The following is a 20,254-nucleotide window of genomic DNA, read 5'->3' as shown; positions in this document are numbered from 1 at the left end:
CCTGTGGGGCTGCACGCAACAGGAGTGCGCAAGCATGTATCAGAGCACAACGCTTTCTGCCGTCAGTTCGACGGATCGATCCATTAACGAGTTGATTTCGCAGGCCCTGATGCTGGGGCGTGCGCGAATATCCACGATGGCGCATCGGTTTTACCAGGAGCCGCTTTGCGGTCCCGCTGCGACGGCCGAAGTTATTGCCCGCGACGAGACGCTTGCGGCGCGATTCATGACGGTGGCCAACACGATTCAGTACGGTGCGGGCATTGCCGCGATGAACATTGATTCCGCCACGGTGCGCATGGGCAACGATCGCACGAAGGCGCTGGCGCTGGCGTTTGCGATGGGGCGGGCGCTGAGTCCGATTGTCGGACACGTCGCAGGATTCGATCGGCTTTGGTACACGGCGATGGCTCGTGGGGCACTGGCTCGGGCGCTGGCGATGCATTGCGATGCGCGGCTGGCGGGGCCGGCTTTTATTGCGACGGCGATGCAGGACATTGGGACGGTTTTCTTTGCGGCGGCGCGACCGGAGAGCTATCTCGATATGGTCGAGCGGAGCAGCGGCTCGTCGATACGGCTTGCGCTGCTGGAGTGGCAGGCCTTCAATCGGAATCACATTCATCTGGGGCTGGAAGTGTTGAGCGGCTGGGGGCTGCCGTCGTTTGTGACGGATGCGATCGGGCGTCATCACACGAATCCGCCGATTTCTACGTCAAACGACCTTGGTGTGCGGCTGTGGCAGATCGGCTATCTGATCGGCACGCTGCCGCTTGGCGCGGAGGGCGAAGTCGAATCGAGTGCACCGTCGGTTTCGAAAATCTTCTCGAAGTGTTTCGACGTTTCCGAGGATCAGACGGCGCAACTGCTTCAACAGGCGCTTGATGAGTATGAGGATGTCGTCGGGCTGTTTGAGCCGATCATCGCGCCGGCGCAGTCGGGGGCGGAGTTGTTTGCTCCGGCGGCTGATGCGCTGGGCGTCGCGCGGCCGTGCGCCATTCGGGCGTCGGATGATACGAAGCAAACTCCCGAGGCTCCGCAGGCGGATCGCAGCTATCCGCCTCAGCGCTCATTGAGCGGTCTCTTCTCAACCATTCGGTCATAACCCGATCGCATCGAGGATATCGGTGGTTCCCGGGAGGACGCCCTGGAGGGCCCTTACCTGCGCGGGCTTCAACCATCGAATCTCGGCGATTTCGCGGGGATTGGGCATCGGTTGACCGGTCTGAATCTTCGCTGACCAGCAGTGGAGGATCAAGGCGCCGTTGTACTTGGTTTGGGTCATGAGCAGCTTGCCGGGCGTGACTTCGACGAGGATTTCTTCGCGCATCTCGCGGATGAGGGCTTCTTCCTGGGATTCACCCTTTTCAATCTGGCCGCCGGGGAAGCACCATGCAAGCGGGGCGCGGACGTTGGCCGAGCGCTGGATCATCAACAGGCAGTCTTCATGCTGGATGATGCCGAGAACGCCATGCATGGGGTTATTCGTGGAGCGCTCGAACTTCATTTATCTCTCCGCACGCACCGCACCAGCTCATTTAGAGCAGATTCGCGGCGAGTTCTGCAAGCGGGCTTCTTTCGCCCTTTGACAATTCGATGTGCGCCGCAAGAGGCTCGGCGCGGAAGCGGTCCACCACGTAGTTGAAGCCGTTGCTGGAGCTGTCCACGTAGGGATTGTCGATCTGGTAGGCATCGCCGGTCATGACAACCTTTGTTCCGTCGCCGACGCGGGTGATGATGGTCTTTACTTCCAGCGGGGTGAGATTCTGGGCTTCGTCGACGATGAGGAACTGTTTGGGGATGCTGCGGCCGCGAATGTAGGAGAGCGGCTGGACGTCGACGGTTCCGTTTGCCCAGAGTTCGCGCGCGTCCTTGCGGCCGGCGATGGCGCCGGCGGCGTCGATAAGCGTTTCCAGGGTGTCGCTGATGGGCTTGAGCCAGGGGGCCAGCTTTTCTTCGATGGTGCCGGGCAGGGCCCCCATCGACTTGCCGACGGGTGTCATGGGTCGTGTCACCAGCAGGCCGCGATAAGACTTCATGTGCAGCACCTGATGGAGACCGGCGGCCATGGCGAGGAGGGTTTTTCCGGTGCCTGCTTTGCCCATGATGGTGACGAGCTTGATGGCGTCGTTGAGGAGGGCGTCGAATGCGAAGTACTGCTCTTTGTTGCGCGGGCGGATGCCGCAGATGGGTTTCTTGGGGTCGATGATGCGGACCAGGTTTTCGCAGCCTGCGTCGATGCGGCTGAGCAGCGACATGCTGGTTCCGTTGTTGCTCTTGAGCAGGACGTATTCGTTGGGATATCGACTGAGGCCCGGCGGGATGGGGGCCAGGCCGGCGCGGGCGAACTCCTGGACGAACTCGCCGGACTCGACGACTTCGATGCGGCCGGTGTAGAGGTCTTTGAGGCCGACGCGGTCGGTGGTGTAGTCTTCGGCGAGCAGGCCGAGGGCGTCGGCGCGGATGCGGAGATTGATGTCCTTGGTGACGATGACGACGGGGCGGTTGGGGTCGGCGTCCTGAATCTCGCGGGCGATGCGGAGGATTTCAGCGTCGGCGTAGGCATTCTTGGGCGAGGCGCCGTGGTCGTGGCCGCAGTGGACGCGGAGGGTGCCGCCGGAAGGAAGCTGAACGCCTTTGGCGAGGCTTTGCGACTGGCGGAGTTGATCAAGAATGCGTGAGACCTCGCGGGCGTTCTGGCCGCGGCTGGTGATCTCGTGTTTGAAGCGGTCGATCTCGATGATGACTTCGATGGGGATGATGACGTCGTTGTCGGCGAACTGGAGGACGGAGTTGGGGTCGTGGAGGAGGATGTTGGTGTCGATGATGTAGTGCTTGCGCATGGCGGGATTACTATAACGGGAGGCATGGCGGGCGGCGCATGGGGCCGGGCGGGGCGTTTGAGAGGCGGGTGAGGCTGTGCCAATCTGCACGTTGGGCGGGGCAAAAGGCACAAAGGATGAGCCTTCGGGGGCTGTGGATAAAACCATTTGGGCGCCGGAATCATGAGGTCGGTGAGTTTTTTCGCGGGGGTGTCGGGGATCGGGGGCGGATCGGGATAATTCGCTGAATTTGCCTGAGTTTGTTGGAGAATTCACGTCGGGCAAACCTATTATTGGTAGGGTCAGGACGCGGGTCAGGCGTCGTGGGACCCGGGGGAAAGCGGCTGCCGAATAGGAAAGCGGTTGCGGCGTGGCACGCATTTTGCCTTGTAAATGGGTGCGTCGGCCGGGATCGGGCAGATTCCGTGACCAGATAGACCTTCCTCCGCAGGGGGCACCCCCTGTCGGCTCCCCAGAGGTTTGCTCGAAGGTACCCTCCTTCGATCAGCCTCTGGGAATTTTTTTGCGCCGGAATACTCAGATGCGAGATCGTTCGCTAGTGTTTATTCGGGGGGTGCGGCGGGCTAGCCCGAATATTTCATCAGGTCGGCGTTGAATAGGAATAGAAAAAGCCTCGAAGCCTTGTAGACTGGGGTTTCGTAAGAACATTCCGGTCCATAGGCAGGGAGGCTTTTTCGTGACAGACTGTAACAGCAAACCGATGTTCTTTTCCAGTCTCGGCCGCAAGAAAATCGTGGCCGATTTCACAGGCGGAACGCTCACCTCAGACGCCGGGGGTCTGCTGCTTCGGGAGGTCGAGCGGCGTCTGGGCCTGGTCGATCAACTGGCCGGGGTCATCAACGACCCGCGTGATCCGGCCCGAATTCAACATGACCAGCGGGTCATGCTGGCCCAGCGCATCTTTGCCATTGCGATGGGCTACGAAGATCTCAACGACCATCAAGCCCTGCGGAGCGATCCCGTGCTGGCGGTCCTGACCGGGCGGCCGCCGAGCGCGGATGAGCCGCTGGCCAGCAGTCCGACCTTGTGCCGGCTGGAGAACCGCGTCACGCGCGGCGACCTGGCACGAATGTCGCGTGTGCTGGTGGAGCAGTTCATCGCGTCCTATGAATCGCCGCCGGAGGAATTGATCCTCGACTTCGACGCGACCGACGATCCGATCCACGGCAACCAGGAAGGCCGCTTCTTCCACGGCTATTACGACCACCACTGCTTCCTACCGCTGTATGTGTTCTGCGGCTCGCGGCTGCTGGTCTCCTACCTGCGGCCCAGCAACATCGACGGGGCCCATCACGCCTGGCCCATCCTGAAGCTGCTGGTGCAGCGCTTGCGACAGGCGTGGCCCGGGGTGCGGATCATCGTCCGCGGGGATTCCGGCTTCTGCCGCCGGCGAATGATGAAATGGTGCGACCGGCACGGCGTCAAGTACGTGCTGGGCCTGGCCCGCAACACCGTCCTGGAGAAAGCGGCCGAGTCCTTCATGCAGGCGGCCGAGGCCCAGTTCGCCACCACGCAGCAGAAGGTGCGGAACTTCCACGAGATCGAGTACGCGGCGCAGACCTGGGATCGCCCGCGCCGCGTGATCGTCAAGGCCGAGCGGCTGGTTCAGGGGCCCAACGTTCGATTCGTGGTGACCAACCTGACCGACCGCACGCCGAACGATATCTACGACGGTCTGTACACGGCCCGCGGCGACATGGAGAACCGCATCAAGGAGCAGCAGCTCGGGCTCTTCGCCGATCGCACCAGTTGCCACGCCTTCCTGGCCAATCAGTTCCGGCTGCTGTTGTCCTCGGCGGCCTACGTCCTGGTGGAAACGCTGCGCCGCACGGCCCTGGCCGGCACCGAACTGGCCGAGGCCCAGGTGAACACCATTCGCCTGAAACTCTTCAAGGTCGCCGCGCGGGTGGTCGTCTCCGTGCGCCGCGTCGTACTGCGACTGTCGAGCAGCTGCCCCCTGCAGGACCTGTGGCGATCCCTGGTTCCACGACTCCGCCTGATCCCGCCCGCCCCATCATGACCCGAAAAACAACCTGATCACCGCTTGGGGGTAAGGGGGCTCTGCGCGCCCCAACCTCCACCTTCATCCCTCCGCTCACGCACAAAGCCGAAAAACTCCGTCCATCACCATTCGAAGATCACTGATGAAATATGCGGGCTAGATGGATTTCGGGTTCGGCACGGTTCGGTCGTTGGTGACGTTGCCGGTGTTGAGGGTGCCGGCGGGCTCGAAGAGCAGGACGTGGCACTCATCTTCGGCGACGGGGCGGTGTTCGACTCCGGCGGGGACGATGAGGAACTCGCCTTCTTCGAGCGTGATGTCGCTGCCCTCGAGCTCCATGCGGAGGCGGCCCTTGATGACGAGGAAGAGCTCGTCCTCGTGCTCGTGGTGGTGCCAGACGAATTCGCCGTGGAGCTTGGCGAGCTTGACGTGCTGGCCGTTGAGTTCGCCGACGATGTGCGGGGACCAGCAGTCGCGGATTCGGGTGAGCTTTTCGGCGAGGTTGGTTTTTTGCATGGGCTTGTTGCTCCGAGAGTTTTCTTGGGCGAGATGTGCCGCTCAAGAGCGGCGGCTAAATGGGCGGCGGCGCGCGTCGACGAGAATAGAATACGCGATCCATTCTCTTGTTGAATACCGAACTATTCGCTGCCGGGGCGGCCGTCGGGGGCTTCGTTTTTGACGTACTTTATCTTTCCGGGTGATTCGGCGCCGACTTCGAAGATGTCGGGCATGGCGCCGACGGTGGTGACATTTGGGCCGGCTGAGTTGAATGAGACGTGGGAGACGACGATTCGGGTTCGAAAGTATCTGGTGAGGATCGTCGCGAGGAGGCGCCGGGCGGGCGGGATCAGCAGGAGGATTCCGAAGCAGTCGGTGAGGAAGCCGGGGGTGAGGAGGAGGGCGGCGGCGACGAGGATCATGGCGCCGTCGGCGAGCTCGGCAGCGGGGAGGCGGCCGGCGGTGAGTTCGGACTGAATTTTCGCGATGGTGCTAAGGCCCTGCCAGCGGGCAAGCGCTGCGCCGACGGCACCGGACAGGAGGACGAGGCCGACGGTGGGCCAGAAGCCCAGGAGGCCCCCGATTTTGAGCAGGACGAAGAGGTCGAGGAGGGGCACGACGATGAAGGCAAGGAAGAGAATGCGGAACACGGCGTCCTCCGGGATGTCGCCGGGCGGGGTTGGTTGCCGGGGGACGTTCCGGCGATGGGCTGGATTATAGTGGCCGGACACTGGCCGGTGGGCCGAGGCGACGGTCAAATCGGGGTTGAAATCGTACGTTTGGCCTCCTTTCCGCCTGCGCAATCGGAGGTTATATTCCGCGACGAACGCGGCCGTGGCGCGGTCGAACGATCGGCGTTGGTCAGGTCCTGCTCTCTTGGGTTCCACAGGCATATTGGGCTTGTGTCGCGGCATGCTTGACCAGCATTAACTATCGCTGAGCAAAGGGGCTCGGGTGGCGAGCGTGAGCGGTACAAACCTTCTCTCAGGTGGGACGCGGTCGCTGGCGATTGCGGTCTGCACGGCGATCGCGGTCGTCTCGATGATGGGTTTGTTGCAGCTCGGGCCTGAGGCGCAGCCGGTGGGCCAGCCGGTCCAGACCGAGGGCCGGGTTATTGAGCAGGTTATTTACGAAGGGGCGGTCAGCACGGACGCGGCCTATCTGCAGGGTGTGGCGCGGATCGCGGTGGGGAGCGTCTGGAATCGCGAGGAGATCGCGTCGGCTTGTGCCCGACTGGCGGGGACTGGGAAGTTTGAGGGCAACCCTTACGCAGAGGCGCGCGAGGAGGACGGGAAGCTGGTTCTTGTTTTCGTGCTGAACGAGCGGCCGTTCGTGACGAGCGTCGATTTTGTCGGGAATGAGAAGTACAAAACTTCGGAGCTGCTGAAGGAGATTGAGCTTTCGACGGGGTCGCCGGTGAGCGAGTATCTGCTTTCGCAGGCTCAGCAGGCGATCGAGCGGAAGTACAAGGAAGGCGGCTATTACCACGTCAGTGTTGAGGCGGACAAGGAGATTCTCGAGGGCGAGAATCGCGTCTTGTTTCGCATCACCGAGGGGCCGCGGGTCAAGATTCGCAAGATTCTCTTCGAGGGGAACAACGCATACAACGGCATCACGCTTCGATCGAAGATCGAGACGACGACGTATATCTGGCTGTTTCGGACGGGGGCATTCGACGATGAGACCGCCAGTCGCGACGCGGCGACGCTGAAGAAATACTACATTGATCGGGGGTATTTGAATGCTCAGGTCGGATATCGCATTGAGCTGGCGGAGAACCAGTCGGACCTGACGGTCATTTTTCAGATCGACGAGGGCATCCAGCACATCATCAAGTCGGTTACGTTTGCGGGGAATGTGGTGGCGACGGAGGAAGTGCTGCTGGCGTTGATTTCGTCGAACGTGGGCAGGCCGATCGACGCGGACGTGCTGAAGTCTGACCGAGAGCGAATTCTCGATCACTACGGGACCAGCGGCTACATCTATACCGAGGTGACGACGACGCACGTCTTCGATGAGGAAGAGGGGTTCGTCAACCTGAACTATACGATCAACGAGGGGGGGCAATTTACTTTCGGTCGAATCGTTATTCGCGGCAATCAGAAGACGAAGGACAAGGTCGTACGGCGCGAGCTGCGATTCTTCCCGGAGCAGTTGTACAACACGGTCGAGACGAAGGCGGCCGAGCAGCGCTTGCAGGAGACGCGACTTTTTTCCGAGGCGACCATAACGCCGCAGGGGGAGGCGCCGGGCGTTCGCGATGCGCTGGTGGATGTGACCGAGGCGGACACGACGACGATCCTGTTCGGCGTCGGCGTGACGAGCAACAGCGGGCTTGTCGGTTCGATTTCGATCGAGCAGCGGAACTTCGATTTGTTCGACTGGCCGCGCGGCGGCTCGGAGTTCTTCAAGGGCAAGTCGTTCCGCGGGGCGGGGCAAACGCTTCGGTTGCAGCTAGAGCCCGGCACGGAGTTGAATCGCGCGAGGATCGACTTTCGCGAGCCGTATTTGATGGACAAGGACCTGGGACTCGGCCTGGGTGCGTATGTTTTTGAGCGCGGCCGTGACGAATACGATGAGCAGCGCATCGGCTTTTACCAGAGCCTGGACAAGCGTTTTCGCGAGGGCATCCTCAAGGACTGGGCAGCGGAGATCGCCACTCGGTTCGAGCACATCGACATCGACGACGTGAAATTCCTCGCGGCCAAGGACATTCAGGACGCCGAGGGAAGCGGCTGGCTGACTTCACTTAAGGGCACGCTGATTCGCGACAAGACGGACAGCGCGTGGCTGCCGAGCAAGGGGACCCGGCTCAAGGGATCGTGGGAGCAGGCGGGCGTCTTTGGCGGCGAGTGGACCTTTTCAAAGGTCATCGGCGAGTACGATCACTACTTCACGCTGCACAAGGATACGTTTAATCGCAAGCACATCCTGCACTTCGGCGCGAACATCGGACAGATATTCGGCAACGCACCGGTGTTCGAGCGATTTTACGGCGGCGGCATCGGCTCGATTCGCGGATTTGAGTTTCGAGGGATCAGCCCGCGCGACGGCATCCGAAATGACCGCGTCGGCGGCGACTTCATGCTGGCGACGACGACAGAGTACACTTTCCCCATCGCCGGCGAGACGCTTCGCGGCGTGACGTTTCTGGACATGGGTACTGTCGAGAAGGACTTCGGTATACAGTCGTGGCGGGCGGCGGTGGGTGCGGGCGTTCGTGTGTATATCAAGTACTTCGGCCCGATCCCGCTGGCGTTTGACCTTGCCTTCCCGATTTCCAGCGACAGCGACGACGACGAGCAGATCTTCAGCTTTTCGTTCGGCACGACGTTCTGATTTTATCGCAGCAGCCGAGCGATCAAGCCGTATCAGATTCCGAGGATATTTTGGGAATCGTGGCGGGATAGGCCCGGGCACTTATAATCAATGTCTGCATCGCCCTCGGGACGGCGGTGGTCGGCATGGGGTACGGACGGCTAAGCGCCGGCGGACGAGAATTCATGGGATCTTTGATCCAAATTAACAAGTTCAGCAAGCACTACGAGATGGGCGACACGATTGTGCGCGCGCTGGACGGGCTGGATCTGAGCGTGGATGAGGGGGAGTTCATCTCGATCACCGGCGCATCGGGCAGCGGGAAGAGCACGTTGATGCACCTTTTGGGGTGCCTCGACCGGCCGACGAGCGGCGAATACTGGCTGGACGGCGAACTGGTCAGCTCGATGACCGATCGGCAGCTTGCGGTGATTCGCAACCAGAAGATCGGCTTCGTATTTCAGACTTTCAACCTGATTCAACGAACCAGCGCATTGGACAATGTCGCGGTTCCGCTTTTCTATGCACGAAAGACGCGGGTGAATGAGGCATCGATGCGTGCGCTTGAGCGCGTCGGGCTTTCGAAGCGCGCTTCTCATGCCCCCAGTGAACTATCCGGCGGCGAGCGGCAGCGCGTGGCCATTGCCCGGGCGATTGTGAACGAGCCGAAGATCATTCTCGCCGACGAGCCGACGGGCAATCTCGACAGCCGCACCGGCAAGCAGATCATGAATATCTTTCACGAGCTGAACCGCAGCGGGGTGACGGTGATTCTCGTGACGCATGAGATGTCAGTTGCGCTTCAGGCGCGGCGCGTGATACGGATGCGGGACGGGCTGAAGTACGAGGATCGATTCGTCGATGCGGCGCTGACGGAAGAGTTGACCGGTGAAGGCGAGCGCGCGCCTGAGCGTTCGCCGCCGCCGATGGCCCGGCCGGCGGGGGTATAGCCGATGTTTTTCCTTCGCATTTTCATGATGGCGCTTCGCAGCCTGACGGTTCATCCGCTGCGGACGATTCTGGCGACGCTCGGGGTGATCATCGGGGTCGCGGCCGTCGTGGCGGCGATGGCCATTTTGCAGGGGATGAGCGCGCGGATCGAGACGGGGTTTGCCTCGATGGGTTCGAACAAGCTGTTCATCTCGCCGAACATCGAGCGGCGCAGCGGCCGGATGGTTGGCAACTTCGAGTCGCTCAAGCTGGACGACGCCGCGGCGATTCCCAAGGAGTGTCCGTCGGTGCGGATTGTGATGCCGCAGGTTGGGAACTCAGCGCTGGTGAAGTATTTCTCGAAGAACACCACCGCCTCGATCCTCGGGACGACGCCTGAATACACTGAGATTAACAGTCATAAGGCCGGCGAGGGAGAGTTCATCTCTGATACGGACGTACAATCCGCGTCGCTGGTGGCGGTTCTTGGGTGGAAGATCAAACGGGACCTTTTCGGCGGCCGACCGGCCCTCGATGAGAAGATCAAGATCAACGGGACGCTGGGCTCACGGACCTTCACGGTCATCGGCGTCATGGAAGAGAAGGGCAACGTCGCATTCACGGATGTGGACCAGCAGGTGATCATTCCGATCACGACGGCGATGGACAAATTGTGGGGCCTTAAGAGCGTGAACATGATCATGGCCGAGGCTATCAGCCCGGCGGACGAGGATATTGAGAGGGCCAAGGAGGAGACGAAAAAACTCCTTCGTCAGCGGCACAAGATTCGGGCCGGTCAGCAGGACGACTTCCAGGTGCAGGCGCAAAAGGAATTCGTGCAGCAGTTCGCGACATTTCAGACGATCATCGGGATCGTGCTCGGTTCGATCGCCGGGATCAGCCTCGCGGTCGGCGGCATCGGCATCATGAACATCATGCTGGTGGCGGTGACGGAGCGGACACGGGAGATTGGCGTTCGCATGGCGATGGGCGCGCAGCGCGGCGACGTGCTTTGGCAGTTTCTCGTTGAGGCGAGCATTGTTTCATTTCTGGGCGGAGCGCTGGGCGTCCTGGTGGGATGGGGTCTGGCGACGACGATTGAGAACCTGACACGGGTGTTCGAGACGATCACAACGGCGTGGGCGATCGGGATGGCGCTGGCGATGGCCACGAGCGTCGGCATCGTGAGCGGCATCTATCCGGCGTGGAAGGCGTCTCGCCTCGATCCGGTTGAAGCGTTACGATACGAGTAGAAACGTCAAAACGCTAGAGAGTCAAAACGTCAAGAGAATTGCAGACCAGATCGGCGGGTAATTCGGAACGGCTCCATGGCGAACAACACACATAAGACGGCGGTGTTCGCGGGGACGTTCGACCCCCCTACTTTCGGGCATCTGGACATCATCAATCGCAGCCGCCGGCTTTTTTCCAAGACGATCGTGGCGGTGGGTCGGAATCCAGAGAAGCAGCCTCTTTTTACCGACAAGGAGCGCGTGAGCCTCCTGCGCGAGCTGGTCGGCGGATACGCCGATGTCGAGGTGGAGTCGTACAAGGGCCTGACGATGGACTATGTGCGGCGCAAGGGGGCCGACGTGATCGTCAAGGGCATCCGCGACAGTGACGACCTGCGCAACGAGCTGCGGCAGGCGAACGTGAACATGATCGCGGGGGATATTGAGACGGTGTTCCTGTTCACGACGGACACAACGGCGCTGATCAGCGGCACCCTCATCCGCCAGATTTGCGAACTCGGCGGATTGGACAGCGCGAATCTGACCCGGCTGATCCCGCCGCAGGTGGTCGAGGCGATGCAGCGGAAACTCGGCTCGATAGGCCGGGATCATCAGAACAAGAATCACTCTTGATCGTAAGAATCTACACCATCGCAAGGACGCAGATTTTTCATGACTGATTTTGAAGTATCCAGGCCCGTCGGACAGTGCAGCGTGACCGGCCGAACATTCGTCGAGGGAGAGAACTTCTACTCAGCGTTGTTCGCGGCCGGAGAGAGTTTTGAGCGCAAGGACTATTGCGAAGATCAGTGGGCGGGACCTCCAGAGGGAGCTTTGTGCTTTTTCAAGACGCGCATGCCGCGGAAGGAAGAGCCGAAGCGGACCTTTGTCGATGACGATCTGCTTATCAACTTTTTCACCCGGCTGGCCGACAGCGACGATGCGTCGAAGCTCCGATTCAGATTTGTGCTCTCGCTCATACTGCTTCGCAAGCGGCTGCTCAAGTATGATCGGACGATTCGCGAGGGCGACGTCGAGCATTGGGAGATGCGCCTGATGCGCGACAAGTCGGCGCACAAGGTGCTCAACCCGCGATTGAACGACGACGAGATCGAGGACCTTACGGGCCAGCTTGGGGCGATTCTCGCGGGCTTCGTTCCTGATGACGTTGACGAGCCCGTCGAATCGACTGCGCCGACTGAAGAGGCCGCGGCCAGCGAGGAGATCGAGGAGTCGCCGGCATGACGCCGCGATTGATCCGGACGGCTCATGCCCCCCTGCTACTTTGCCGGCGGATTTGCCGGTGTCTTATTTCTATTTTCATTCTTTCCGGAGTTGCCGGTTGTCCGCCGCGCGAGACGCCGCGTTTTGAAGAAGGTCCGCCGCGTGTACTTCGTACGACGGATGAGATCATCGAGACAATCAATTCAAATGCTGCCCGACTCGATCAGGCGCTATGGTCCAGCAGCGTGAGCGCGACGGGGCATTACAAGGACCGCGAAGGAAAAGAACACTCGTTTAACTTCGACGGCTCGCTACTCTTCAAGCGCCCGCGGAACTTTCGCATGGATCTACGGCCGGGCCTCGGCGAGCAGGTGATGCAGATCGGCTCCAATGAAGAGACGTTCTGGGTGTGGATTGAGCCGGAGATTCATTCCATGCACTGGGGGCATCATCGCAATGCGGGTATGCCTTGTTGTGGGAAGATGCCGGTGCGGCCCGATCAGCTTGTCTCGGCGCTGTTGGTGGGCGGATTGCCGGGCGAATCGGAGGGGTTGTACGGCCCGATCCGCGATTCGCGGGCAGCGTACGATGTATTGACCTATCATCGGGCAGCCCCACGGGCGGAGTATCGACGTTACTACGTCGATCGCGATCCGCCGCATCTCGTTCGGCTGGTTGTCTTTCGAGACGAACTGGGGCGGGATGTCATGAGCGCGTATCTGACAAATTACAAGACGGCCTGGGAGGGAGGGCCGATGCTGCCGTACGACGTCAGCATGATGTGGGCCCAGGATGGGGCGAAACTTACGATGTCGGTCGCGGCCTATCAGCCGCGGCGCGATGATGAAGTGAGCCCGAAAGCGTTTAACATGCCGAATCCGACCGCACTTCCCGCTGGAATCGATCGGGTGGTTCAGGTTGATGCGGATTGTGAGACGGCCGAAACTGCGCCGCCGGACAGTCAGGCTGATTGACCCCGCACGCCGGTGCCCGAATAATCCGACCAATGAATACACGCCCCGCGCTTGCCATCTTATTGCTTCTCTCGGCCACGGGACTTGTTCGGGGCGAGACGTGGTCTGCGTCCCGGGTTCTGGTTTCAGGCAGCGACGAATATATCTGGGTGATGGGTGCGTCTGATGCAACGGGGAAGGCGTTGCCGCTGGTGCAGATATGGAAGGGCCGGACCGGTCCAGACGCAGGCCCACCATCGCTTTCGCAGTTACTACCGCCGATTTCCGGAAATCCGCTCTGTGTGGCTGCTGACGGGCACGGCGCGCTTCGCGTGCTGTACGCCGACCTGACGCAGGTCGATTACTTCGCCGAGAGGCCGCTGGCTCCCGGGCCGAAGTGGCTGTCGCAATCGCAGCGGGCTCCGGCGGCCTGGTGTGGCGATGCGATTGAGCCGGTGGTCTATGCGTTGGTGACGACAGCGTCGATTCCGCCGGAGCCGAGCGTTACGTCGCGCGATTCCTCGGAGGACGATACCGATGACCTGCTCGAACCGGTTGCGGCGGCGGCGACCCCCATGCCGACGACGGCGTATTGTCTCCTGAAGCTCCACAACGGGGCGTGGTCGCGCCTCGATGGTCCAACCAGCCTGACAAAGGCGAACCGCGCCTGGCTTTGTGCGCGCTCGGGGCGCGTGGGTTTGTTCTCCGAGCTCGATGAGGCGATCAGCTTTGTCGAATACAACGGCACGGCGTGGGGGGAAACGATCGGCGTACCCAGTGCGGGAAAAATCCAGGGGGCATGGGCGGGGTATGGGTCGGCCGGCGCGGTGCTTGTTGTCGCCGTTGGGCGAACTGAGGAACGATGCGAAGTTAAGCTGCTGTCGGCGAGAGAGGATGGCGAATGGCGGGTCGGCGCGACTTTGCGGGAGAATCTGGAGTTTCTGGAGATCGATTCCGGTCGCTACGACGTCGGGTTTGCCCGTGAGCGGATCATCATGGCGAGGGCGTCGGCGGACGGCGGGGTTGAATTCGCGTCGACCGAGATCGACGGCAGCGAGCCGGTTCGGTTTGAGCCGCTATCGATGGCGCGGCCGGAGGTTTCGCCGCGGGGGACGATTCAGGAAACGATCGCATTGATGGTGGGGCTGGCGGTACTGACGTTTGTCATGTGGACGCGCCGACAGCAATTGGCCCTGCCGGCGACGGTGCCGCAGGGGATGCAGATCGCGGCGGTGTGGCGACGGATCATGGCGACGATGATTGATGTCGCGCCGGCGGCGTTGATCGCCGTGCCGTGGATGGTGAAGGCGGTTCCGGAATTGTCGTCGGGCATGTCGTGGGAGGAGATACAGCGGGTCATCGAACAGCCTTCGGTGGAGGCGAAGCTGATGCCGATTCAGTATTCGGCGGTTCTGATCTACGGCGTCTGGTGCTGGGTGTGGGAATTGTTCACGCGGGCGACGCCGGGAAAGATGCTTTTTGGTTGCCGGGTCCTCGGGATTGACGGCAATGCCGCGACGCCGCGGCAGGTCATGCTTCGCAACGTGTGCCGAATTCTCATGGTGGGCATCGGGCCTTCCGGATGGATCATCACCATCATGATGATGGGCATGTTGAGCCGCAATCGGCAGCGCGTCGGCGATCTATTGGCATTTACGGTCGTGGTAGAGGATGCGCCGCCGCCGGTGGAAGATTCGTTTCTCGGCGGGCCGGACGACGGCCCAAGTGTGTGACGACTACAACATGCCGATGATTCGCCTGGCGCGAGCCTGAATGGCGCTGTAGTTCTTCGCGGACAACTCAGCCGGATCAAACAAGCTCTTGACGAAACCGACGCCTGCCGCGCCGCTTGCCAGGACGGCGAGGAAATTGTCCGCGGTTACTCCGGCTGTTGGGAAGATGCGGAGGAACGGCATGGGCGCGAGCACGGCGCTGACGAATTGGGCGACGTCGCCGGGTGACGGGAAGAGCTTGACGAAGTCGGCGCCGGATTTGTGGGCGGCGAACATTTCTGTCGGCGTGAAGGCGCCGGGGATGCTGACGGCGTCGAGGGAACGAGCTTCGGCGACGATTTGCGGGTCGAATACGGGCGAGACGAGGAACTTTGCACCGGCTTTTGTCGCCGTACGGGCCTGTTCGACGGTCAGGACGGTACCTGCGCCGACGAGAAGGTCTTGCCGAGCGGAAAACTCCTGGATCAGTTCGATCGCGCCGGGGGTGGTGAGGGTGAACTCGATCATCCGGAAGCCGCCGTCGACGGCGGCGTTCATGGCGTCCTTGGCCGTTTGGGCATCATCGGTCCGAAGGATGGCACTGACGCGATAGTCCTGGATGCGCCGAATCGTGAGAGCTTTTTGGTCATCGCTCATGATTGATTCCCGATACTGTGGTCGTCTGAATTCGGCAGCCGGCGCTTAAGTGACTTTCCCCACGGAACTGCTGCCGGGCTCCACAAACGCGCGATCAAAACAGGCCGAATTGGAGCTTAGCTGAAAATCGGCGGAGACGGCGGGGGGCTTACCGATCCACCTCGCCCATGACGACGTCGATGCTGCCGATGATCGCGGCCACGTCGGCCAGGAGGCAATTTGTGCAGACGTGACTGGTGATGGACAGGTTGCAGAAGGAAGGGCCACGAGCTTTGACGCGAGCGGGGATGGTTGAGCCGTTGCCCTGGACGTAGAAGCCGAGCTGGCCGCGTGGATTCTCCAGTTCGTAATAGATCTCATCCGCCGGCAGCTTGACTGTCTTGCCGCGCTTGTCCAGTGCGTCGCCCTTGGCGCTGCCGACCCTGGCCAGGGCCTGGCGCAGAATCTTCACAGACTCCTTCATTTCCAGGATGCGGACGTAGTAGCGGTCCCAGCAGTCGCCGACCGTGCCCTTGAGCCCCTCGCCGATGGGAATATCGAAATCGAACTCGTCGTAGCCGAGATCCTTCTGCACCTTGCGCAGGTCCCAGCGAATGCCGCTGCCGCGCAGCACCGGGCCGGTCAGGCCCCAGTCGAGGGCATCCTGCGGCGAGATCACGCCGATATTGGCCGTGCGTTTTACGAAGATGTGGTTGAATGAAAGGAGGCCGTTGTATTCGTCGATCTTGGGCTCGAAGTAATCGAGAAACTCGCTGGTGATGTCGATGAACCTCTCCGGCAGGTCATCATGGACGCCGCCGATGGTGATGTAGCTGTAAGTCAGCCGCGCGCCGCAGGCCGACTCAAACAGGTCGAGGATCATCTCACGCTCGCGGAAGGCATAGAGAAACGGCGTGAACGCGCCGATGTCGAGTCCGTAGGTGCCCATGGAGACGAGGTGCGATGCGATTCGGTTGAGCTCGGCGAAGATGACGCGGATGTATCGGGCGCGCTCCGAGACCTCGAGTCCGGCGAGCTTCTCGACCGCAAGGGAAAAGGCGAGGTTGTCGTTCATCCCCGCGAGGTAGTCCATGCGATCGGTGTAGGGGATGTACTGGTACGGGGCGAGGTTTTCGCCGATCTTTTCGGCGCAGCGGTGGAGGTAGCCGATATGCGGGACGGCCTCGAGGACCATCTCGCCGTCGGTGCGGAGGACGACGCGCAGCACGCCGTGGGTCGCCGGGTGCTGCGGCCCCATGTTGACGAGCATTTCCTCGGTCTGCAGGTCGTCCTGCACGATCTTGTCCGAGGTGAGATCGGCGTTGATATCCGGCCGGGCTTCGAGAACGATTTCTGCCATGTCCTATATTACCTCTTGCTTGCCTGTTGCAGATTCAGTGCGAAGCCGCCCAGGGTGGGGCTCTCGTAGTTCTTATCAAAGGGGACGATCGATCGCCGCCATTCCTTTGAACCGCGCCCGCGGACGTGCGCGATGAGCGTCGGTCGCCTCTGGCTCTTGGACGGATCGATTACCCAGTACTCGCGTATTCCGCCGGCCAGCCAGTAAAGATGCCGATTACGAGTAATGTCCTTTGCCCCGCGCCGCGCGGAAATTACCTCGACTACGACGATCGGACAGACTTCGTCCCAGCTCTTGGGCGGCTGCCTTGGATAGTTGCGAAACGCCGCGAGGTCAGGCTGCGGGCGCGTTTCGCCCGCCCTGCCCGGCACCACCACGTCACAGCGCTCGGTGATCCAGTTGATCGACTTTGGGTTTTCCGCGGCGTAAGCGCGGAGTTCTTCTTCGACGATCTGAACCCAATAGTCATGGCTCGGCGCGGGATTCGGTGACACAACCAGCGCTCCATCGATGATTTCGTAAATGTATCCCGGGGTCTCGATCGACCGACTCCATTCGGCAAGCGAAAATGCGCGGCCATGATCCTCCGGTCCGATTCGCATCGCGCCGCGTGACGTCCGGGATGTCGTCGCCTGATGTCCCATGACGTCTCAATGCACCGGCCGGGTTTGGCCGTATTCCGTCACCGCGGGGATCCCGTGGTATTCCATCGGGAACACGTAATCCTTGCGAAGGGGGAAGCCTTCCCAGTCGTCCGGGCAGAGGATGCGCCGGGGGTGCTGGCCGTCCGGGCCTTCGACTGAGTCGGGGTGGCCGTCGAAGACGATGCCCATCATGTCGAATGCTTCGCGCTCGTGCCAATCGGCGGCGTTCCATACGTCGGCCACGGAGGGAATATGTGGATTCTCACGTGGGACGCGAACGTGAACGGCCATCGTGTGTCGACGGGTCCATAGGTTTTTGCTGTGCGGCGCGCCGTCCAGGGCATCGAGGTCGTAGACCGCGATGAACTGGTCGTCTTCGAGCATGTCGACTGCAGAGATGCACCGCAGGAAGTTGAACCCCAGGCGTTTGTCATCTTTTAGAAACGCCGCGACGTCGCGCCACGCTTCCGACTTTACCTCGACGCGCGGGTGTGCAGTCTGGAACTCGGCGCCGACGATTCGCTCGCCGAGCGCCTCCTTCAATATTGTGACGATTTCCTCTGGTGACATATCGCTCTCATTCGGAATGAATCAAACCGCGACCGGCGCGGCGCCCAGTGCCTCGTCCTTCGCGACGGACCACCGATCCCGGGCGATGGTGGTGTTTCTAATCTTGTCCTGCAGACGCATGATGCCTTCGATGAGGGCCTCGGGCCGCGGGGGGCAGCCGGGCACATAGATGTCCACCGGCACGACGAGGTCCACGCCCTTGACGACGTGATAGCCGTGCTTGAAGTAGGGTCCGCCGCCGATGGTGCAGGCGCCCATGGCGATGACGTACTTGGGCTCGGGCATCTGGTTGTAGAGCCGCTTGACGCGGCTGGCCATTTTGAAGGTGACAGTGCCGGCGACGATCATCAGGTCGGCCTGGCGTGGGGTTGCCCGAAAGGCGCCGGCCCCGAAGCGATCGAGGTCGAAGCGGCTGGCGCCGACGGCCATCATCTCGATGGCGCAGCAGGCGAGGCCGAACGTCAACGGCCAGATGCTCGAGCGCCGACCCCAGTTGATCGCCCAGTCCAGCGACGTGACGATCAACCCCTCTTCAAATCTGTTTTCGATCCAGCTCATATCACCGCCTCCATCTTGCCTGGAGGAATCTCATTTATGACCACTGCCGCGCCGCGCGGCCCAGGGGGTCGCGCGCCTTGTCCCGTGCCGGTCGCGCATCGTAAAGGCCGGTTGCCCGCACCCAGTCGAGATAGCCGAAGCGCCACAGGTAGAGGTAGCCGACCACGATAACGCCGAAGAAGAACAGCATGTCCCAAAGGGCGGCGACTCCGGACTCGGCATAGACCACCGCCCAGGCGTAGAACAGCGCCACTTCGATATCGAATATCAGGAACACCAGCGCGACCACGTAGAACCGCAGGTCGAACTGGACCCAGCTCGTTCCGATGGTCGGTTCGCCGCATTCGTAGGGGGCTCCCTTTTCCGGGTGAGGCAGCTTGGTCCGCACGAAGCTCCCGAAGACAAGGGCGCCGAGCGACATCGCGATGCCGGCCACCGTGAAAAGCAGCAGGCCGACGACCAAATCCTGTCCGCTGGACATCTTGCAAACTCCACTCGTACAAATGCGCCGCCGGATTCTCGCCGGCGACAGGCCATGTTCAGGCTTTTTCTGTCTCCGCCTCGGACTTCTCGGCCTTTTCCGGCTTCTTCGTCGCCGACGACGGTTTCAGTGCTTTTAACATTTCATCGCGAACGGGCATAGCACGCTCATCCCAGCGCTGCTTCTGCGCGGCGACCCATTCCGGCATCCGCTCCTGCTGCATCCAATAGGGCTCCGGCGTCTGCTTGCCGTCCTTCGCCAGATCGGTGAACTCCACGATCATGTCCTCGCGGGTGTAGGCCGAGAGATCGTGATTGTCGCCCATGTGAATGCAGTCAGTCGGGCAGGGGTCGCAGCACAGGGCACAAAACATACACTTGGAATAGTCGATCGCGTATCGCTCCAGGGCGCCGCCGACCGCTATGCCCGTCTCCTTATCTATCTTGCGTGGGCCGCCTTTCTCGATGTAGATGCAGTCGACCGGGCATGCCTTGGCGCACTGATCGCAGGCAATGCACTTTTCGGCCTCGAACCAGTGGAAGCCGCGGTAGCGCGGCTGGATGGCGGGGGCCATGTCGGGATATTGGAGGGTAATCGTTCGGGCAAAGCAGTACTTAAGGGTGATCCGCATTCCGATGGCAATCGTGCGGACGGTGTCGTAGATATTCTGGAAGTAGTCCCGGGCACTGCCCCTGGGGGGCCGGGACGACATAACGGGGGCGACCATAAGGCGTTTCCTTCGATTTTCTCCAAATCATGCGGCCGGTGGCCTTTGCATTCGATCCGCGCGGATTATAGAGACAACCGGCCCCCCATGCCATAACACCGCGATCAGATGGTCTCGCCGGAATAACGGGCCCTTACGGAGGATGCGCCGGGGAACTCAGGCCAATGGCGGAGGCTGCGCCGTAGTTGTCGGTGTGGGTGATGGAGATGAGTATCCGGTCGATGCCGAGTTTGGCGGCGATTTCGGCGGTCGGGCCGGAGAGGGTGACGTGGGGCCGGCCGGACTGATCGTTGAGGACTTCGATGTCGGTCCAGGAGATGGGGCCGCGCCAGCCGGTGCCGAGGACTTTCAATATGGCCTCCTTGGCGGCGAAGCGTCCGGCGACGTGGGGCACGGGGTTTTTCATGCGCTGACAGTAGGCGCGCTCAGCGGGGGTGAGGATTCGGTCCAGGAATCGATCGGGATGGTCGCGCAGGATGTGTGCGATCCGGTCGCACTCGATCAGGTCAATCCCATGGGCGATGACATTCATGCAGGCACAAAAGCTACAAGCGAAGTTGATGCGACTC

21 protein-coding genes are annotated in these 20,254 nt (G+C 61.4%); 9 read left to right on the top strand and 12 right to left on the bottom strand.

Annotated features, from left to right (window positions below; genetic code table 11):
• The first annotated feature begins 34 nt into the window (after window positions 1-34).
• On the top strand, window positions 35-1,102 hold the full coding sequence (locus HS101_09200; protein MBE7506447.1) for an HDOD domain-containing protein: 1,068 nt from the start codon (window positions 35-37) through the stop codon (window positions 1,100-1,102).
• Here HS101_09200 and HS101_09195 read toward each other — a convergent pair.
• Both HS101_09195 and HS101_09190 read right to left on the bottom strand, forming a co-directional pair.
• Window positions 1,097-1,504: an NUDIX domain-containing protein gene (locus HS101_09195; protein MBE7506446.1), complete on the bottom strand. Its 408-nt coding sequence runs from the start codon at window positions 1,502-1,504 to the stop codon at window positions 1,097-1,099. The two genes, HS101_09200 and HS101_09195, sit on opposite strands and share 6 nt — an antisense overlap.
• 31 nt (window positions 1,505-1,535) lie before the next feature.
• Complete coding sequence (locus HS101_09190; GenBank protein ID MBE7506445.1) at window positions 1,536-2,840, bottom strand: PhoH family protein; 1,305 nt, start codon at window positions 2,838-2,840, stop codon at window positions 1,536-1,538.
• A 700-nt stretch (window positions 2,841-3,540) separates the two neighbouring features.
• On the opposite strand from HS101_09190, the gene HS101_09185 reads away from it, so the two are divergent.
• Window positions 3,541-4,860, top strand: a complete 1,320-nt coding sequence (locus tag HS101_09185; GenBank protein MBE7506444.1) for an IS1380 family transposase — start codon at window positions 3,541-3,543, stop codon at window positions 4,858-4,860.
• Between the two features lie 138 nt (window positions 4,861-4,998).
• On the opposite strand, the gene HS101_09180 is transcribed toward HS101_09185, so the two are convergent.
• Window positions 4,999-5,358 (bottom strand): cupin domain-containing protein, encoded by a 360-nt coding sequence (locus tag HS101_09180; protein MBE7506443.1) that lies wholly within the window; start codon window positions 5,356-5,358, stop codon window positions 4,999-5,001.
• A gap of 122 nt (window positions 5,359-5,480) precedes the next feature.
• Entirely contained in the window at window positions 5,481-5,990 is a 510-nt protein-coding gene (locus tag HS101_09175; protein ID MBE7506442.1) for an FxsA family protein, read from the bottom strand.
• A gap of 313 nt (window positions 5,991-6,303) precedes the next feature.
• Here HS101_09175 and bamA point away from each other — a divergent pair, with 313 nt between their 5' ends.
• From bamA to HS101_09140, 7 genes are all read left to right on the top strand, one after another.
• Window positions 6,304-8,679, top strand: coding sequence for an outer membrane protein assembly factor BamA (bamA, locus tag HS101_09170; protein ID MBE7506441.1), 2,376 nt, complete (start codon window positions 6,304-6,306; stop codon window positions 8,677-8,679).
• Window positions 8,680-8,852: 173 nt separating this feature from the next.
• Window positions 8,853-9,608: an ABC transporter ATP-binding protein gene (locus HS101_09165; GenBank protein ID MBE7506440.1), complete on the top strand. Its 756-nt coding sequence runs from the start codon at window positions 8,853-8,855 to the stop codon at window positions 9,606-9,608.
• Window positions 9,609-9,611: 3 nt separating this feature from the next.
• On the top strand, window positions 9,612-10,841 hold the full coding sequence (locus HS101_09160; protein MBE7506439.1) for an ABC transporter permease: 1,230 nt from the start codon (window positions 9,612-9,614) through the stop codon (window positions 10,839-10,841).
• A 75-nt stretch (window positions 10,842-10,916) separates the two neighbouring features.
• Complete coding sequence (coaD, locus tag HS101_09155; GenBank protein ID MBE7506438.1) at window positions 10,917-11,453, top strand: pantetheine-phosphate adenylyltransferase; 537 nt, start codon at window positions 10,917-10,919, stop codon at window positions 11,451-11,453.
• 39 nt (window positions 11,454-11,492) lie between these two features.
• Window positions 11,493-12,065 carry a hypothetical protein gene (locus HS101_09150; protein MBE7506437.1) on the top strand — a complete coding sequence of 191 codons (573 nt, stop codon included), beginning with the start codon at window positions 11,493-11,495 and terminating at the stop codon, window positions 12,063-12,065.
• On the top strand, window positions 12,062-13,018 hold the full coding sequence (locus tag HS101_09145) for a hypothetical protein (GenBank protein ID MBE7506436.1): 957 nt from the start codon (window positions 12,062-12,064) through the stop codon (window positions 13,016-13,018). Before HS101_09150 ends, HS101_09145 begins: the two co-directional genes overlap by 4 nt.
• Before the next feature lie 32 nt (window positions 13,019-13,050).
• Window positions 13,051-14,730 carry an RDD family protein gene (locus tag HS101_09140; GenBank protein ID MBE7506435.1) on the top strand — a complete coding sequence of 560 codons (1,680 nt, stop codon included), beginning with the start codon at window positions 13,051-13,053 and terminating at the stop codon, window positions 14,728-14,730.
• Window positions 14,731-14,733: 3 nt separating this feature from the next.
• Here the strand turns inward: HS101_09140 and HS101_09135 are convergent, their stop codons facing one another.
• The 8 genes from HS101_09135 to acpS form a co-directional block, all read right to left on the bottom strand.
• Entirely contained in the window at window positions 14,734-15,366 is a 633-nt protein-coding gene (locus HS101_09135; GenBank protein MBE7506434.1) for a bifunctional 4-hydroxy-2-oxoglutarate aldolase/2-dehydro-3-deoxy-phosphogluconate aldolase, read from the bottom strand.
• Window positions 15,367-15,514: 148 nt separating this feature from the next.
• Window positions 15,515-16,705: an NADH-quinone oxidoreductase subunit D gene (locus HS101_09130; protein MBE7506433.1), complete on the bottom strand. Its 1,191-nt coding sequence runs from the start codon at window positions 16,703-16,705 to the stop codon at window positions 15,515-15,517.
• Window positions 16,706-16,713: 8 nt separating this feature from the next.
• Complete coding sequence (locus HS101_09125) at window positions 16,714-17,349, bottom strand: Uma2 family endonuclease (protein MBE7506432.1); 636 nt, start codon at window positions 17,347-17,349, stop codon at window positions 16,714-16,716.
• 6 nt (window positions 17,350-17,355) lie between these two features.
• Entirely contained in the window at window positions 17,356-17,919 is a 564-nt protein-coding gene (locus tag HS101_09120; GenBank protein ID MBE7506431.1) for an NADH-quinone oxidoreductase subunit C, read from the bottom strand.
• Window positions 17,920-17,940: 21 nt separating this feature from the next.
• Entirely contained in the window at window positions 17,941-18,477 is a 537-nt protein-coding gene (gene nuoB / locus HS101_09115; GenBank protein ID MBE7506430.1) for an NADH-quinone oxidoreductase subunit NuoB, read from the bottom strand.
• Window positions 18,478-18,511: 34 nt separating this feature from the next.
• Window positions 18,512-18,898, bottom strand: coding sequence for an NADH-quinone oxidoreductase subunit A (locus tag HS101_09110; protein MBE7506429.1), 387 nt, complete (start codon window positions 18,896-18,898; stop codon window positions 18,512-18,514).
• A 118-nt stretch (window positions 18,899-19,016) separates the two neighbouring features.
• Window positions 19,017-19,685, bottom strand: a complete 669-nt coding sequence (locus HS101_09105; GenBank protein MBE7506428.1) for an NADH-quinone oxidoreductase subunit I — start codon at window positions 19,683-19,685, stop codon at window positions 19,017-19,019.
• 133 nt (window positions 19,686-19,818) lie between these two features.
• Window positions 19,819-20,217 carry a holo-ACP synthase gene (gene acpS, locus HS101_09100; protein MBE7506427.1) on the bottom strand — a complete coding sequence of 133 codons (399 nt, stop codon included), beginning with the start codon at window positions 20,215-20,217 and terminating at the stop codon, window positions 19,819-19,821.
• Window positions 20,218-20,254 lie beyond the last annotated feature (37 nt).

This window comes from Planctomycetia bacterium, assembly GCA_015075745.1.
Classification (GTDB): Bacteria; Planctomycetota; Phycisphaerae; order UBA1845; family UTPLA1; genus UTPLA1.
This window is presented reverse-complemented; position numbering and strand designations above follow the sequence as displayed.